This is a genomic window from Parabacteroides sp. AF19-14, from assembly GCF_003635485.1.
Taxonomy (GTDB): domain Bacteria; phylum Bacteroidota; class Bacteroidia; order Bacteroidales; family Tannerellaceae; genus Parabacteroides; species Parabacteroides distasonis.
Map to the genome: position 1 here is coordinate 36,165 of NZ_QTMJ01000023.1, position 17,020 is coordinate 53,184.

General features: G+C 47.2%; 14 protein-coding genes. 9 read left to right on the top strand and 5 right to left on the bottom strand.

What is annotated here, in order from left to right:
* Positions 1 to 67: 67 nt before the first annotated feature.
* From DWX33_RS18395 to DWX33_RS18410, 4 genes are read right to left on the bottom strand one after another with little or no spacing between them, the layout of a single operon-like run.
* Positions 68 to 1,471, bottom strand: a complete 1,404-nt coding sequence (locus DWX33_RS18395) for an ABC transporter permease subunit (RefSeq protein WP_122380831.1) — start codon at positions 1,469 to 1,471, stop codon at positions 68 to 70.
* The gene (locus DWX33_RS18400; protein ID WP_122380832.1) at positions 1,458 to 3,047 is read right to left on the bottom strand and encodes an ABC transporter permease subunit; all 1,590 of its coding nucleotides are present in this window, start codon (positions 3,045 to 3,047) and stop codon (positions 1,458 to 1,460) included. Before DWX33_RS18400 ends, DWX33_RS18395 begins: the two co-directional genes overlap by 14 nt.
* The gene (locus tag DWX33_RS18405) at positions 3,044 to 3,757 is read right to left on the bottom strand and encodes an ABC transporter ATP-binding protein (RefSeq protein WP_057318804.1); all 714 of its coding nucleotides are present in this window, start codon (positions 3,755 to 3,757) and stop codon (positions 3,044 to 3,046) included. Before DWX33_RS18405 ends, DWX33_RS18400 begins: the two co-directional genes overlap by 4 nt.
* A gap of 13 nt (positions 3,758 to 3,770) precedes the next feature.
* On the bottom strand, positions 3,771 to 6,095 hold the full coding sequence (locus DWX33_RS18410) for an outer membrane beta-barrel family protein (RefSeq protein WP_122380833.1): 2,325 nt from the start codon (positions 6,093 to 6,095) through the stop codon (positions 3,771 to 3,773).
* 432 nt (positions 6,096 to 6,527) lie between these two features.
* Here DWX33_RS18410 and DWX33_RS18420 point away from each other — a divergent pair, with 432 nt between their 5' ends.
* From DWX33_RS18420 to DWX33_RS18455, 9 genes are all read left to right on the top strand, one after another.
* On the top strand, positions 6,528 to 7,778 hold the full coding sequence (locus DWX33_RS18420; protein WP_008771891.1) for a GAF domain-containing sensor histidine kinase: 1,251 nt from the start codon (positions 6,528 to 6,530) through the stop codon (positions 7,776 to 7,778).
* Complete coding sequence (locus DWX33_RS18425) at positions 7,775 to 9,142, top strand: sigma-54 dependent transcriptional regulator (protein ID WP_057318806.1); 1,368 nt, start codon at positions 7,775 to 7,777, stop codon at positions 9,140 to 9,142. Before DWX33_RS18420 ends, DWX33_RS18425 begins: the two co-directional genes overlap by 4 nt.
* 65 nt (positions 9,143 to 9,207) lie before the next feature.
* Positions 9,208 to 9,435 (top strand): ferredoxin family protein, encoded by a 228-nt coding sequence (locus DWX33_RS18430; RefSeq protein WP_005856324.1) that lies wholly within the window; start codon positions 9,208 to 9,210, stop codon positions 9,433 to 9,435.
* 14 nt (positions 9,436 to 9,449) lie between these two features.
* The gene (locus DWX33_RS18435) at positions 9,450 to 10,529 is read left to right on the top strand and encodes a 3-methyl-2-oxobutanoate dehydrogenase subunit VorB (RefSeq protein WP_008780453.1); all 1,080 of its coding nucleotides are present in this window, start codon (positions 9,450 to 9,452) and stop codon (positions 10,527 to 10,529) included.
* Positions 10,530 to 10,534: 5 nt separating this feature from the next.
* On the top strand, positions 10,535 to 10,705 hold the full coding sequence (locus DWX33_RS22625; protein ID WP_005868224.1) for a hypothetical protein: 171 nt from the start codon (positions 10,535 to 10,537) through the stop codon (positions 10,703 to 10,705).
* Between the two features lie 12 nt (positions 10,706 to 10,717).
* Positions 10,718 to 11,482 (top strand): thiamine pyrophosphate-dependent enzyme, encoded by a 765-nt coding sequence (locus tag DWX33_RS18440; protein ID WP_005856318.1) that lies wholly within the window; start codon positions 10,718 to 10,720, stop codon positions 11,480 to 11,482.
* 18 nt (positions 11,483 to 11,500) lie between these two features.
* A complete protein-coding gene (locus tag DWX33_RS18445) occupies positions 11,501 to 12,043 on the top strand; it encodes a 2-oxoacid:acceptor oxidoreductase family protein (protein ID WP_005856316.1) in 543 nt (180 codons plus the stop codon).
* 104 nt (positions 12,044 to 12,147) lie between these two features.
* Positions 12,148 to 14,229, top strand: a complete 2,082-nt coding sequence (locus tag DWX33_RS18450; RefSeq protein WP_057318807.1) for a putative porin — start codon at positions 12,148 to 12,150, stop codon at positions 14,227 to 14,229.
* A gap of 9 nt (positions 14,230 to 14,238) precedes the next feature.
* The gene (locus tag DWX33_RS18455; protein WP_008771887.1) at positions 14,239 to 15,063 is read left to right on the top strand and encodes a transporter substrate-binding domain-containing protein; all 825 of its coding nucleotides are present in this window, start codon (positions 14,239 to 14,241) and stop codon (positions 15,061 to 15,063) included.
* A 2-nt stretch (positions 15,064 to 15,065) separates the two neighbouring features.
* On the opposite strand, the gene DWX33_RS18460 is transcribed toward DWX33_RS18455, so the two are convergent.
* Positions 15,066 to 16,934 (bottom strand): ATP-binding protein, encoded by a 1,869-nt coding sequence (locus DWX33_RS18460; protein WP_122380834.1) that lies wholly within the window; start codon positions 16,932 to 16,934, stop codon positions 15,066 to 15,068.
* Between the last annotated feature and the right edge of the window lie 86 nt (positions 16,935 to 17,020).

Below are 17,020 nucleotides of genomic sequence, written 5' to 3' on the forward strand. Positions count from 1 at the left end.
GTAACCTTCTTATAATGCCCATTCAAAGGTGGCTACAATGCCCATTCTTATCTACTAATCATTTCTATCATCGCACATCGTACTTTTCCAATAAGCGAAACCCTCCCCATACCAGTAAGGCGATAAAGAAAAACGTGGTCAGCGCATACAGGCCAATAAGCGCAAGACGTTCTTTTAAGGGAACGCTTCTTTCTTGATATCGAGGCGCTTCTTTTATATCAAACGACTTTCGGCTGGTAGAGACATCCTCATAAGGATTATACCAATGTGGGCTTTCCGGGTCCTCGGCGTCTTTTTGCTTGAACCATGCGAGGAACGTAAGTTGGAAGGCCTGTAAATCACGCCAATTTTTCTGGAATCGTAGATGGCCTCCTCCTAATAGGGCTTCCATCGCCCGCTCGTATTGGACGGTTGGGGACAGGAGGGTCAATCGACGGACTCCCTCGAACTGGCGGATCAGGCATTCGTAGTAATCCCGATAGGATTTCTCCCTTACTTCTTTCTTTTTCATCCACAGGATCGCACGGCGTTCATGATAGGGATAAAACGGATTCTCACTCTGTTGCGCCATGCTACCGGGAGGTGCCTCTTTGGTCAATTGGCTCTCCTTCGCCTCTACCTCTTGGGCTATGTCTCGCAATAAAGGGGTCGGATAAAGGGTATAGCCCCAGAATGTGGCGCTATTCGGGATGATAATAGTCCCAAACAGCCAGAAGGATACGCAGATCAGCAGACTTACATTCGAATGCCTTGTCATGACGGAGGCGAAAAGTCCAAAGCAGACGCATAACGTGATCAGTAAAAGGCTGATTCCGATAAATCCGAGTAACTTATAAATGAAAGAGGGCGTATAGATGGATGGTAACATATCGCCTAAGGCTAATAATCCCACGAATATGCCTCCTAGCAATAAGAGCATGACAACGGATATATGCGAGAATATCTTACTGATCCAATAGTTCCTCCGGGAAATGGGATAGGATAACAAATAGCCTAACACCTTATCCCGTTTCTCTCCACATATCGAATCATAAGAGAATAACAGGGCGATAAAGCTAATGAAAATCGAGACGATAAACGTCCAGTCCACCGAGCTTTTCGTGTCCAGCAAAGGGTTCAACATTCCTTGTTCCACCTCCAGCCTTCCCGCGTTCCATACATTATATTGAATGGAGTTTACCATTTCCTCCTCTTTACAGCCATACAGGAAACCGTCCGTACGGGGAGAGTAACGGAATATTCGTAGATGATTCGCGAAATTCGTCAGGTTATCGCTCAACTCACGTTCCTTTTGCACCTCATCTTCCACCAATTGCTTATAAGTAGCCTGCTGCTCCATGTAGAGCGAGACAAACAAACGACTTCCGCCGGCAAATAACAGCACGATAAGCACGAACGATACCCGGAAGCGCAAACTACGCAGCAGGCGGCTCACCTCGTGACGATATACTATAAGACTATCGCAAATCATATCTTTTAAAAATATATATACCACCCGATAAGAACCCGATAAGCAGGAGGGATAAGAGGACAAATGCCCGCATCCCTTTCTTCGCCCGTTGCCAGCCGGATAATTCCCGTGGGCAAAACCGAGGAACATCCCGAACATCCACAGGCGAGTAGTTCGCGTCGGCATACTGTTTCTCTGCCTCTTTCATGGTCTTCTCAAAAGCGGCAGGATCTTCCTTCTGGAGTCTCTCCCATTGTCGCTCTAACGCCTCCCATTCCGCTTGGGGCATGAACTCATCCTCCCGGCAAGGGGTCACATAAGAGGCCGAATAGAACAGGTCCCGATCCGTCAAGTATTGGATGAACCGTTTGCGATAGTCGCGGGCATCGCTCATATAAGACAAAAGCGCATCGGCATCGGTATTACCCAGCCGGGCCATCAAACGGATATAAGTAGCCGACGGGGAGAGAAGATTCAAGATATCCTGCCACTTCCGCTGGGCAGACAAGATACGCGAGTATTCCTTATCCAGTTTCCAGAGCCGCTCCGCATGATCCATCCGTATATTAGCCTCTACGACGGCCATCCGGCGGGTATGTTCCAGCACCAAGCGAGAACCTCCCCGGATATCTTTCATGCCTTCCCCATCCTCCATGTTAAATAAATATTGAAGTGACTGGAGCCTCATGGAATCCCGTAGCTCCACCCATCGCTTATTACACTCTCCTCTCATCGACCAGAAAAGTTCCACCTTCTCATTCTCCACCTGTTTATAGGAGGGCAAGGCCACCATGCTCCGGGAAGCGTAGGAGGACAAAGCCGGAATCACGAACAGGAATGTCAGCCAACTGAGCATACAGAGCACGATTGAGGTTACCGACCGGGCCGTCAGCGACGACACCAAGATACCGAACGAGGCAAAGAAAGCCAAATAGACAAACGAAGCCAAAAACATCCACCCTACGCCCATCCATTCGCTGCCCGAAAAACGGATGCCGCCTCCCAACACCACCAAGCCGAGCGCCAGCAAAAAGCAAGCCAGCAAGATCGGCAAAACGGTCAATACCACGCCTAGCCACTTCCCCAACAAGAAGCTATACCGGCTCACGGACGAGGAGAAGATGAAACGAAGCGTCCCCTCTTCCCTTTCCCTCGTCACCGCATCATAGGAAAAGACCAGCGCAAGGAGCGAGATCATAACGCTCAATACCGCCGAGAAATCAAACGGGGGAAACACTTTCATGAACGGGCTGTTTTGCGCCCAGTTAAATTGAAGTGGCAGAAACGGGATTTCCCATAAGTCGATGGAGACGATATAGCCCACGTTATTCGTGATCCCCCGGCTGAGCAGGCTCAAAGGTTCCGGCTCACGGACGAGCTTAGGACTCACTTTAGACCATACCAAGCAGGAGCGCATTTCCTCCCCCGCCTGTCTCGCCTCTGCCTCACATACCTCTTTTTGTATCTGATAATCGCTGACGCTGACAATCATCGTGAAAAGCACGATCACCAAGCAGAGCAATAATCCTACCACAAAACGGGACGAGCGGACGTTTAGCAGGAACTCCTTCCGAGCGAATATCCAGATATTTCTCATAAGACCGCCTCCTGCATATAGTCCAGATAGATACGTTCCAGATCATCGCGCAGGAACTCGTCACGGGCACGGACCATGACCAGACGCCCATCCTTCATGATCCCTACTCGATCCGCCAAGGAACGGGCACGGAACAGGTCGTGGGTACAAATCAGTATCGATTTTCCTTCCAAGCGGAGGTGGTGCAAGAGTTGCATCAACTCGGCGGTGCTCCGGGGATCAAGGCCGGAGGTAGGCTCATCCATCACCATATTGTCGGCGTCTTTCAACAAGAGGGCGGCGATCTCTACTTTTTGCCGCATTCCCTTGGAGAAGGTCTTCAACTTACGCTCGAAGCTTTCTTCCGGCAGGCCGACACGACGCATCGCTTGATAATAGTCTCTCCGATCCAAGCGTTTCCCGGTAAGGCGTGTGAAGAAGTCCAAGTTCTCCCGGGCGGTAAAGTCACCGTACAGCATGACGTTCTCGGAGACATAGGCGATATGACGGCGTGTCTCCGCCGGATTGGAACGGACCTCTACCCCGTTCACCAAGGCCCGCCCGGAAGTGGGACGGATGAAATCGAGGAAGAGGTTTAAGGTCGTACTCTTCCCCGCCCCGTTCGCCCCCAAAAGAAAGAAGATCTCTCCCGGTTCGATCCGGAGGTTCAAGGCATCCAGAGCCAGATGCCCATCCTCATATCGTTTCGTTAAATCAATCGCTTCTAACATGAAACAAAGATAATCATAATCTGTTGATAACCTCATTAGCCGCACCGGAACCTTTGTACTTGCTACGGGTGGCGTTGAAACGATACGTAACGGTCAGGCGCACTTGGCGGCTATCCGGATTACTCCATTTCGTCATACTGCGGTCCGCCGCATACATCACGAAAGAATAACGTTGCGTAGCGAAAATATCGAAGCCTTGCAAGTTCAATGTCAACGCCTCGTCTTTCAAGAACGACTTACGTAACCCCACATAAACCCCTCCCGTTCGCTTACTTAAGCCTTGCATATTATCGCCATCTGTGGAAACACGACCATCCAACGAGAATATCCATCCTTTAGGCAAACGAAACGAGTTGTTTAAACTAAAGCCATAAGTCGGTTTATTAAAGGATCGCATCTCCCCCATCGTAAAAGCCTCAAAGAAAGGTTTGCTCACGCTTAGGTAAAGGGAAGGTTCCCAGAAATTAAACTTAGGGGATAAAGAGACGGAAGCATTAAGGTATTGCGCCTTCGGATAGTTTTCTTGGGAGAAGACCGTAATGACCGGATCCGGCTCGTACGCCTTCATCATAAACGACGAAACATCCTTTATATATTGGTAATTCAATGAGGCTTGGATAAATTTATAGCCAAATTGATAAGTCAAGTCGTGATTGAAAGAGGGTTTCAATAGCGGATTACCGCCCTCGTAAGTGAAACGATCGTCGTACTGCAAGTCACTCCGCAATTGATAAAACGAGGGGCGACTTGTCTTTGCCGTATAACTTAACGACATCTGGGTCTTTCCTATCGGCATGGAAAGAGCGACATTCGGGAAGACATTATCATACAGACGGCTTTGTTCCGGAAGGAAAATACCTTTATCATAATAATCAAAGTCAACATGCTCATAACGCAAACCGATCTCAGCGCTTAATTTCTGCCAAGTCAAGGCATAACTGATAAAAGCGGCGGCATTCTGCTCCCGTATCTTGCTATCGGTAGCGGGCAGGATGCTTTGTGGATTGTCGAAACGGTCCGTACGATGTACATAACTGTATTCCCCTCCCCATTTCAATTCTCCCACGGCGATCGGGTAAGTCATCACTAATTTAACGGCATACAAACGGTTGCGAGTCCGGTTACTGGTTGTTACCAAGCGATCGTCATCCATCTCGCTATTCTCATTGGCAAACATACGGTTCTCCGAAGATCCGGTTAACCAGTCCGCATTAAAACTAATGGTTAGTTTATCATTAAACCTCCCTTCATAATAAGCGTTCACCTTGTGTTGATTTACGTCCGTTTCCATGCGGGTTTGGTAATGCAATACATCATATACCGTTTTATTTGCGTACATCGTGTTATCCGATATGAAATCACCTCCCGAGTTAAAACCCTTATTTCCTTCATACGTAGCGCCGAAGGAATGATGCTCATTCACCTCGTAATTCGCACCCAACTGACCATATACCGAACGGGAAGACTGGTCCACTGTCGTTTCCGCTTTCTGTTCCCACAGCGTGTCCACTTGAATATAGCTACTTGTCCGTTGCCTCGTTTGGGCTTGCCACAAGGAATAGTTAACCATCCCAAACAAATCCAATCCGTTCTTACGATAGTTCAAGTTCAATTGATCCGTGTTACTCGTCTTATGGCTTTGGGAAACATTACTCCGGACATTGACACCCAATCCCTCGCCCGCATGCCGAACCGTACGAATTTTCAATACCGCCTTCACCGTAGCGTCATATTCCGCACCCGGGTTCTGGATCAGTTCCACCTTGGAGATATCCTTCGAGCTTAGGCGTTCCAATTCCGAATTATCACGAACCAAACGGTTATTAATGTAGATCAAAGGCTCTCCCTTGCCGAACACGGTATATTTCCCGTCCGAGCTTTCCAAGCCGGGGATATGCGAGAGCACGTCATTCGCCGTACCGACCGTACTCAGCAAAGTCTCCCGAATGTTCGTCACCAAGCTACTTCCCTTTAGTTGGTAAGTAGGCAGTTTACCGGTCACGACCGCCTCGCCCAAGGCGATGGCATCCGGTTCCAGACGGATCGTTCCCACATCCCCCGCCTTCGGGCACTCCAGACAAATATCCTTATATCCGATATAAGATACCCGCAAGATATAACACTGCTCTTTCAAGCCTTCCAACACGAACTCACCCGACTCCTCGCTAACCGTCCCTTTTACGAACGCGGAATCTTCCGGATTCAATAACACCACATTGGCGAAACCAACAGGCGCCTCTTTATCATCTACTAACTTACCTAGGAAAGACTGTGCATTGACGCTTCCCCCAAAGATCGCTATAAGTATAGCGAGTAAAATAACAGCTCTCTTTCTCATATTCTTATTCTTTTTATCGTATCTAATCAAGTCTGCGATCACTATCCACTAAGCATTGATAACCAACAAACTACAGTTTCTTAAAATTCCTTACTAGGAAAACTTTTGTTTCTTCCTGTGAAAACTTTTGTTTCTCTATAGGAAAACTTTAGTTTCATTGAAGGAAAAACTTAGTTTCTAGTAAGGAAAAACATAGTCCCTCCTATGGAAACTAAATGGGTATCGGTAAACTTTTACCCAAATATACCAGAGATCATCCCTCTTTACCCTATAGAATACAAACGCCGTGCCAAAGCACATAACTCACTAATAAACAATATTATACACAAACAGCAAATATTCCATCTTTGGGTAACGGGTAATATCCTTACTCAAAACGGGTAAATTCTTACTCAAAAAGAGTACATTTGCCCATCCTAATATCCGAGAAGCATGTTATCCTTATTCAAACGACACACAAATACACCGCAGCCCGAACTCAGCAAGATGCTTTCCGAGTTCAACCGTTCCTTGATGCTTATCGCAGATAAGTCCCTACTGATCAATAATTTTATCTCCAAGATCAGACAGATATGCCCTGTAGAGATCATTCATCTTTTTCTATTAGATGAGAATACGGGAAAGTATAAACCGCAAGACGGCCCGTTATCCTCTTCCCTCTCTTTCAATGGAAAAGATAAACTGATCAGTTGGCTATTCGTGAACGAACGCTCGCTTCTGCTCTCCCAAAATCCCGATATAGCGGATTACTTCACGGCCGAGGAGCGGGAGAAGCTGGAGCAACTCCAAGCGGAGCTCATTTACCCGCTCAAAGTGATGAATAAGGTGAGCGGCGTGATTATGCTGGGAAAGAAGACAGATCGCACCGGTTTTACCGAGAATGAGCTGGGGCTTCTCTCCCTCTTGTTCAACCAAGCGGCATTCGCCATCGAACATGCCTCCCTTTATGAGATCCAATCCGAACGAATCAAGAAGATGTACCGGACCGACCGGCTCGCCACTTTAGGGGAACTGGCCGCCGGAGCCGCCCACGAGATCCGTAACCCGCTGACCGCCATTCGTAGCACGATCCAATACTTAAGCAAGGATTTCTCGGCCGATCCCGTGAAATCGGAGATGGCCACGGAACTCATCTCCGAGGTGGAGCGTATCAACAAGATCGTGCAAGGCCTGCTCTCTTTCGCCCGTCCATCCGCCTTGAATTCATCGGAAGTCAATCTGGAGCAATTGATCAACCAGACATTGCTACTCGTCCATAATACGCTGAAGAAGCAACAGGTCGAGGTGGAATTTGAATATTTCCATGAGAATACCGCCTTGCAAGCGGATGCCGAGCAACTCAAACAAGTATTTCTCAACATCATCCTCAACGCGGTGGAGGCGATGAGCCAGAATCCCCCGGAACGCTCACGTACATTAATAATTAGTATAGAGAAGGGAGCATCCATTGACGATCATTCCCATTACCTGCTCCTCTCCTTCGAGGACAGCGGAAAAGGCATCGGCGAGAAAGATCTGGATCACATCTTCAATCCCTTCTTCACCACCAAAGACGAGGGGACTGGTTTAGGACTCGCCATCTGTTACGGTATCATCAACCGCCACGAGGGCGAGATCGAGGTACACAGTACTCCCGGCAAAGGCACATGTTTCACCATCAAGTTACCGCAATATATAGTATGAAAGCAAAAATAGTAGTAGCCGACGACGAGCCGCGCATCCGTGCGATGATCGCCCTGCTCTTGAAAGAAGACGGATACGAGGTACAAACCGCCGCGAACGGACAAGAGGCCGTAGACGCCCTCCTCTCCTTCCGTCCTGACGTGATCTTGCTAGACCAGCAAATGCCGGTGCTTACCGGCGTGGAGGCATTGGAGAAGATCAAACGGCTATGCCCGAACCAAGTCGTCGTGTTCATAACCGCCTTCGGTTCCGTCTCCTTGGCGGTAGATGCCGTAAAGAAAGGCGCTTACGATTTTATTGAGAAGCCTTTTGACAACGATAAGTTGCTCCTTACCGTAAGCCGTGCCGTAGAGCATTGCCGGATGAAAGGCGAGATCAAGCACTTGAAAAACAAGTTAGGAGATATGAACACCGGTATCATCGGTGAGAAAAGCGGACTGAGGCAGGTCATGCTCCAAGTGGGACGGGTGGCGGAAACCGACGCTACCGTCTTGATCCACGGAGAGAGTGGAACCGGAAAGGAACTGATCGCCTGGGCGATACACGACCGGAGTAAACGCGTGAGCCAGCCTTTCGTGGCGATCAACTGTGGGGCGATCCCGCTCACCTTGATGGAGAGCGAGCTTTTTGGGCATGAGAAAGGCGCCTTTACCGATGCCAAGGAAACACAAGCCGGCACGTTCGAGCGGGCAAATGGCGGTACCCTGTTCCTAGACGAGATCGGTGAACTCCCGCTAGACGCCCAAGTAAAATTACTGCGTGTATTAGAAGAACGTAAGATTACCCGCATCGGAGGCAAGAAAGCGATCCCCGTCAATGTCCGGATCGTGGCGGCTACGAACCGGAACTTGGAAGAAGAAGTAAGACTGGGTAAATTCCGTCTGGACCTGCTCTATCGGCTGAATGTCTTCACCATACAGCTTCCACCCCTTAGGGAACGGAAAGAGGACATCCCGTTGCTGGCCGCATTTTTCCTTCGCAAACATAATTCCTTGCTCAATCTCTCGATCGAGAGCATCACGCCCGAGGCTATGGATCAGTTATGCGCCTACGACTGGCCCGGTAACGTACGGGATTTAGAGAACGCCGTACAAAGCGCCATGATACTCTGCGTAGACCGGCAAATCCATCCCGGACATCTGCCCGCCCGTATCAAAAGCTACCAGATGGAGCGACTGACAGCTCCTCAGGAAGCGGAAGAAGACACCTCGCTCCGTGATACGAACTCCTTGGCGGAGAGGGCCCGCATCCTGTCCGCGCTGCAAAAGCATAACTATAACCGTACCCTGACCGCCGAGGCTTTAAATATCAGTAGAAAGACGCTATTCAACAAAATGAAACGTTATAATCTTGGCAACGAGTAATTTTTTACTAACTTTGATGCCTCAATAGAAATGTGTTACATTTAGATTTTAAATAAACAAGTATTATGGCGAAAATAAAAGGAGCTGTTGTTGTAAACACAGAGCGCTGCAAGGGATGTAACCTTTGCGTAGTAGCCTGCCCGTCGGATGTACTGGAGTTGCACCCACGAGAAGTAAACAACAAGGGGTATCACTATGTGTACATGAAGAACCCGGACGCATGCATCGGTTGCGCTAGTTGCGGGTTAGTTTGTCCGGACGGTTGTCTAACGATCTACAAAGTAAAAATATAAAGTTATATCAAGATATGGCAGAAGATATAAAATTAATGAAGGGTAACGAGGCCATCGCCCATGCGGCTATCCGCTATGGCGTGGACGGTTACTTCGGCTATCCGATCACTCCGCAGTCGGAGATATTGGAAACCCTTATGGCAGAGATGCCGTGGGAAAAGACCGGCATGGTAGTCTTACAAGCGGAGAGCGAGGTAGCCGCTATTAATATGGTATACGGCGGAGCCGGCTCCGGAAAGAAAGTGATGACCTCTTCTTCCAGTCCGGGCGTGAGCTTGAAACAAGAAGGTATTTCTTATATCGCAGGAGCGGAGCTTCCTTGTCTGATCGTGAACGTTATGCGTGGCGGTCCCGGATTAGGAACGATCCAGCCAAGTCAGGCTGATTATTTCCAGACCGTGAAAGGCGGTGGTCATGGCGATTATCGCTTGATAACCTTGGCTCCATCTTCCGTACAGGAGATGGCTGATTTCGTCGGTCTTGGTTTTGATCTGGCTTTCAAATACAATAACCCCGCTATTATCTTGGCAGACGGTATCATCGGACAGATGATGGAGAAGGTGGTATTGCCTCCCTATCAACCCCGCCGTACCGAGGAAGAGATTATCGCTCAATGTCCTTGGGCCGTACAAGGAAAGAAGGGCGGACGCAAAGGTAACGTCATCACTTCCTTGGAGCTAGACCCGGCGAAGATGGAAGAGAACAATATCCGTTTCCAAGCGAAATATCGCAAGATCGAGGAAAACGAGGTTCGTTACGAGGAGTTCCAATGTGAGGACGCTGATTATCTATTGATCGCGTTCGGTTCTTCCGCCCGTATTTGCCAGAAGGTAGTTGAGATCGCCCGTGCGGAAGGTATCAAGCTTGGCTTGTTACGCCCGATCACGTTATGGCCGTTCCCGACAAAAGTGATCGCCGCTTATGCGGATAAGGTAAAAGGTATGTTATCGGTTGAGTTGAACGCCGGACAGATGGTAGAGGACGTTCGCCTAGCCGTAAATGGTAAGGTGAAGGTAGAGCACTTTGGCCGATTGGGTGGAATCGTATTCACCCCGGATGAGGTATTGAACGCGCTGAAGGAAAAATTATTCTGATCCGTATGACACGAGGAAGTAAAGCTGACGAGATATTGACGCTGGTCTTTATGCTACTGGCCATAGCTGCCGTGGTATGTTACTTCGCTGTTAGCGATAAGACCGTATTCTTGTATTGCGGTGGAGCGGCGATCGTATTGCGGCTGGTGCAATATGTCCTAAGATATATACATTAATAATTAAAGATTATGGAACTCAACGATATAATTAAACCGGAAAATCTGGTGTATGAAAAGCCCAGATTGATGAATGAAAATCCCATGCACTACTGCCCCGGTTGCAGCCACGGTGTGATACATAAGCTAATCGCCGAGGTTATAGCCGATATGGGTCTGGAAGATAAGACAATCGGTATCTCCCCCGTGGGATGTGCCGTATTCGCATATAACTACTTGGATATCGATTGGATCGAGGCAGCCCACGGACGTGCGCCAGCCATCGCTTCCGCCGTTAAACGCTTGAATCCGGAGAAGATGGTATTCACGTATCAAGGAGATGGTGACTTGGCGGCTATCGGTACGGCCGAGACGATTCATGCAGCCAACCGTGGCGAGAATATCGTGATCGTATTCGTAAATAACGCGATCTATGGTATGACCGGCGGACAGATGGCTCCGACTACATTGGAAGGTATGCCCACAGCTACCTGTCCTTACGGACGTAACATCGCCTTGAACGGTTACCCGCTGAAGATCGGTGATTTATTAGCCCAATTGGAAGGAACTTGCTTGGTAACACGCCAAAGCGTACAGACGGCCGCAGCCGTACGGAAAGCGAAGAAGATGCTTCGTAAGGCTTTCGAGAACGCTATGGCCGGTAAGGGTACTTCTGTGGTAGAGTTCGTCTCCACTTGCTCATCCGGCTGGAAGATGACTCCGGAAAAAGCCAATAAATGGATGGAAGCGAACATGTTCCCCTTCTACCCGCTGGGCGACTTAAAGAATGTTGAATAAGTAATACGGTAAACGACAATGAAACAAGAAATAATTATAGCAGGCTTCGGTGGACAAGGTGTATTGTCTATGGGTAAGATCTTGGCCTATTCCGGTTTGATGGAAGGCAAGGAGGTTAGCTGGATGCCTTCATACGGACCTGAGCAACGTGGCGGTACGGCCAACGTAACCGTTATCTTGAGCGACGAGCGTATCAGCTCACCCGTATTGAATGAATATGATATCGCTATTATCTTGAACCAACCTTCCATGGATAAGTTCGAGAGCAAGGTGAAACCGGGCGGTATCTTGATTTACGATGGTTATGGCATCCATACGCCGGCGAAACGTACGGATATTAACGTATATCGGGTAGATGCCATGGACGCCGCTACCGAGATGAAGAACGAGAAGGCATTCAATATGTTGATCTTAGGCGGGTTGCTTAATATCGTCCCGATGGTTCAATTGGAGAACGTCATGCTAGGATTGAAGAAATCCTTGCCCGAGCGTCACCATCATTTGTTGCCGATGAACGAGGCTGCCATTAAGAAAGGAATGGAGATTATACAGAAAATATAAGAAGCTCATTCATTGATGTGCCGATATGCCAATTAAGTTTTCTGATTGGCATATTGGCATATTTTATAATTGGCACATTATTTTTTGTTATATCTTTGCAACCCATGAAGTATTATCTATACATATTACTTTTTCTGATAGGAACGGCGGCTTCCGCGCATGCGCAAGGACGTTCCGGGAGCCGGGGAGGACGAGGTGGATTCTCGTTATCTAATTTATCATCCTCAAACAAGGAAATACCGGATAGCTTGCTGCAAACAGATAGCGCAGCGCTGAAATCAAAACGAATCATCGGTTATCGGCTCACGCCTCTTTTGGGAGAACGTTATATCGCTCCTATGGATACCAATCGATTAAATTTCGGGAATAGTACGTTGGTGGAAGCGAACTCATTGGCCGTAGGTTATCTGGCGAATGTGGGATCGCCGGCGCAAACCCGTATTTTTAACGAACGTAAGGAGGAACGTGATTTCATCTTCGCCGATGCTTATGATTATTATATCACGACCCCGACAAACGCTTATTTCTATGATACCAAAGTACCCTATACCCAAGTGACTTATACGACAGGAGGAGCCAGCCAGAATAAGATGGACCGACTGAAAGGGGTACTGACCATGAACTTTGGCAAGAAGATCAATGTCGGTGGCGAGATGGATTATATCTATAGCCGCGGATATTATAACTCCAACGGTAATAAATTATTAAGTTATCGTTTTTTCGGAAGTTATATCACCGACCGTTACGAGTTAAACGCTTATTTAAGTAATTTCAATTTCGTAAACTACGAGAACGGTGGACTTACAAATGACCAGTATATCACGAATCCCGATGACTTGGCCGAGAATCAAAGAAATATCGATAGTAAATCATACCCTGTCCGTTACACGGACACATGGAACCGTGTCCGTGGAAAACAATATTTCCTGACACAGAGATACAATCTCGGTTTTACCAAAGAATTGGAAGAAACCGATGAGGAAGGGAACATAAAAGAGGTATTCATTCCGGTTTCCAGTATCATCCATACCATCGATTACGAAGATAACCGCAGACGCTTTATCTCTAATGATGCCGGGATCGATACCTGCTACACTCATCTTTATGGTATGGACGCATCTTTGAATGACCAGACTTCCTCCTGGAATTTAAAGAATACTTTTGCGTTGGCCTTGCGGGAAGGTTTCCAAGATTGGGCTAAGTTTGGGCTGACCGCCTTCGTTACTTTCGAGAAACGCCGGTTTAGATTGGCATCCCAAGTTCCCGGACTGGATTACGGTCCGGATGGTCGTGGAAGCTCTGAGCCGAGTACATTAAATTTCCCTACTTCCGAGGTATATGATGAGTTTACGACCTACATCGGAGGCGAATTATCCAAACGCCGTGGTAGCCTTCTTACCTACAATGTCCGTGGAGAATTAGGACTTGCGGGAAGTGACGCCGGAGAGGTTCGAGTGAGCGGAGACTTACAGACCAAATTCAAGCTTTTCAAGAAAGACGCTACCATCAAGGCGGAAGGATATATCAAGAATATCACCCCGGCGTTTTACCAACGTCACCATCATGGGCGTTACTATTGGTGGGATCTATCATTGAAAAATGTGCAAAGGATTTACGCCGGAGCGAAAATCAACTTGGAATCCACCCGTACCCAGTTATCCGGAGGAGTGGAAAGTATCCAGAATTATGTATTCTTCAACGGCAAAGGTTTGCCGGAGCAAAGCAGTAAGAACATCCAAGTTGTCTCAGCCCGTATCAAGCAAGATATCATGTACCGTGCGTTCGGATGGGAAAATGAGGTAGCCTACCAGCTTTCTAGCGAGAAGTCTCAACTTCCGTTGCCGGATATCAGCGCATACTCGAATATATATCTAGCGTTTAAGTTGGCGAAAGTATTAACCGTACAGATTGGTGCGAACGTATACTACAACACCGCTTATTACGCTCCTTATTACGAGCCGGCTACCCAGCAATTCCAAGTACAGGAAGAAGACAAGAAAGTGAAGGTTGGCAATTATCCGTTGATCAACGCTTATGCGAATTTCCATTTGAAGCAAGCTCGCTTCTTCATCATGGCATACAATCTAGGCTCTAAGTTCGTTGACCCGCATTACTTCTCTCTTGCGCATTATCCGTTGGACCCGATGGTCTTGAAAATGGGCATCTCCGTGACTTTCAATAATTAATCGATTGCCATGAGATCTAAGAAGTTGCTTATCCTATACGCTTTCCTACTGATTGTCGCTGTAGTGACAATGGTACAGCTTTGGAGACTTAACCAACGTCCCCAAGAGATCGGACCTCGTGATTATCCGGAAATCAAGGAAGAAGGAATTCTCCGGATGATAACCGAATACAATCAATCCGGGTATTTCGTATCAGGCGATACAGTGCAAGGTTTTCAATACGAGCTTAGCCAAGCGATCGCTAAATTATCCGGATTGGAGGTTCAGACGCATTTGGAAATGAGTTTAGCGAAAAGTTTCGAGGAATTATCGGACAACAAATGCGACGTAATCGCAAGAAACATACCCATCACCTCCGAGATGCGGGAAAACTACCTGTTCACCGAACCGATCGTTCTCAACAAGCAAGTCTTGGTACAACGTACGGCAGAGGCGAACAACGGACAAGCCCCTATCCGTAACCAATTGGATTTAGCCCAAAAGACTTTATACATACCGAAAGATTCCCCGGCCTTATTGCGTCTGCAAAATCTGGGACACGAGATAGGCGATACGATCTACGTGGTGGAAGATGAGTTATATTCTACCGAGCAGCTTATGATCATGGTAGCCAAAGGCGATATCGATTATGCCGTATGCGACCAACAAATCGCTCGCATGACCCAGAAAAACCTGCCGGAAGTCGATATCCTAACGGATGTCAGTTTTACCCAATTGCAATCGTGGGCGGTCCGTAAAGACTCCCCTGTCCTACTGGATAGCCTAAATAGTTGGCTCCAGCAAATCAAGAACAGTGGATTATACGACCAAATTTATAAACGCTATTACAAATAGCGCTATTCGTGAGACGGCAAAATAAAGGAGAACTCTGAACCTACCCCTAATTCAGAAGTAACATGTATCGAACCTCCCATCTTAACAACTAATCCTTTGCAGATAGCCAGTCCTAATCCGATACCTTCCATATAGTCGTTTATTTTCACGAAACGACCGAAGACATCTTTCAATTTGTCCTTATCGATACCGATTCCCGTATCCCTTACGTAAAAACGTAATTGATTATCCGGTTGAATGGTATATCCCATCGTGATGCTACCTTCTTTCGTGTTCTTGATAGCGTTGTTCACCAAATTATTAATCAACTGCAACAGACGCATGCTATCCGTACCGAACATATGGTGGTCAGCCCCTTTCTCCAAAACTAACTTGACTCCTCCCGGAACCCGTAACTTGGCGGAAGCATAAATCGTATCCATCAATTCACTGACATCTAATTGCTCATATGTGATCTTTATCGCATCCGCCTCGATCTTCGAGATATCCAAGATGTCATTGATCAATTGCATCAACAATTGGTTATTCATCTTGATCACATCGTAGTACGACATACGTTCCTCATCCGTATCAGCAAAAGCCATCAATTCAGAGAAGCCGGTAATCGCATTCAAAGGAGTCCGGATCTCATGGCTCATATCCGCCAGATATTTCGATTTCATCTTATCAGCGGCCTCGGCCTTCACCTTCGCCTCCTCAAGGCTTAATTCTTGATTCTTCCGTTCCTGAATATTCGTTGAACATCCAAGGATAACCGAAGGTCTTCCTTTCTCGTCCCGTTCATACACGGTAGCAAATACCTCTCTCCAAACATATTCCTTCTTGCCGGGAAATAGCATACGTGCCTCGATCCTTGCCTCAGAGATTTCCCCTCGGCAAAGACGGGTAAACATATTATGATAATGTTCTTGATCATCCGGATGCGCCCGGCTGATAAACTGCCCCCATGACACCTCTATCATATCTTCCGACATGGTATTCCAATCGTTCAAGGTCACAACGGAATCCTTGAAATTATGGGTACTGTCCGGATCGATGAAAATCGAGCATGTACGTATATCACTTATCCGCAATGCCATTTTCGTCAAGATCCGGGTTCTTCTCAAAGTATTCTCCGTAGCCAACTCGGAAGTTATATCTCTCCATAAAGCCAAGACAAGCGGCTTGCCATTATTTAGGGAAATAGGATATTTAGCGACCTCTATATCCCGGTAATCGCCGGAGGCCGATTTTACCTTGCCCTTGAATCTAGCGGTCAGTCCTGTCTTGATCACGTTCATATCGGTTTCCAGACGCTCCTCGGCGGTCATCAAGGCATTATAATTCACCTCGAAATCATCATGTCCCTCGATCTCCCGGGTTTCAATACCCGTTATTTCCTCCATAAAATGATTCCAATACAGGTAATTAAAATGGTTATCCCCATCTTTCACGAAAACCCCCAACGGTAACCGATCTAATATCGTATTGATCAGTTCTTGTAGATTGTTTTCTGTTTTCAGAGAAGATACATTGCGTGTATAAACGATTACAAGCTCCTCATTAAAAAGGCTTGCTTGCGATAGATAATAATAGTTCTTTCCTTCAAAAGAGACCTCAAAAGAGAAATCCACTTTCACTTGCTCCTCGAAAACACGTTTAACCGCAGCTCTATAGATCTCATATTGATCGTAGTTCTTCCCGTCCGGGAACAACGCTTGAGGTTGCTTTCCGATACAGTTATTCGCTAAATAATGATAATAATCGTCTTTTGCAGAAATAACCTTGACAAGAGTAAGATTTCGATCTACTAATACAATCGTATCGGGACTCTTCTCCATGATCATCTCTAATCCAGACTGAACGTTACTTCCGCTTTCTAGACTATTCATATTAATTCTTTCGTTTTTGGGGTATAACTCGGGGATAAAGGTATTTATTTTTCTATTTATCACCAAAGAGAAACCTACCTATTGCA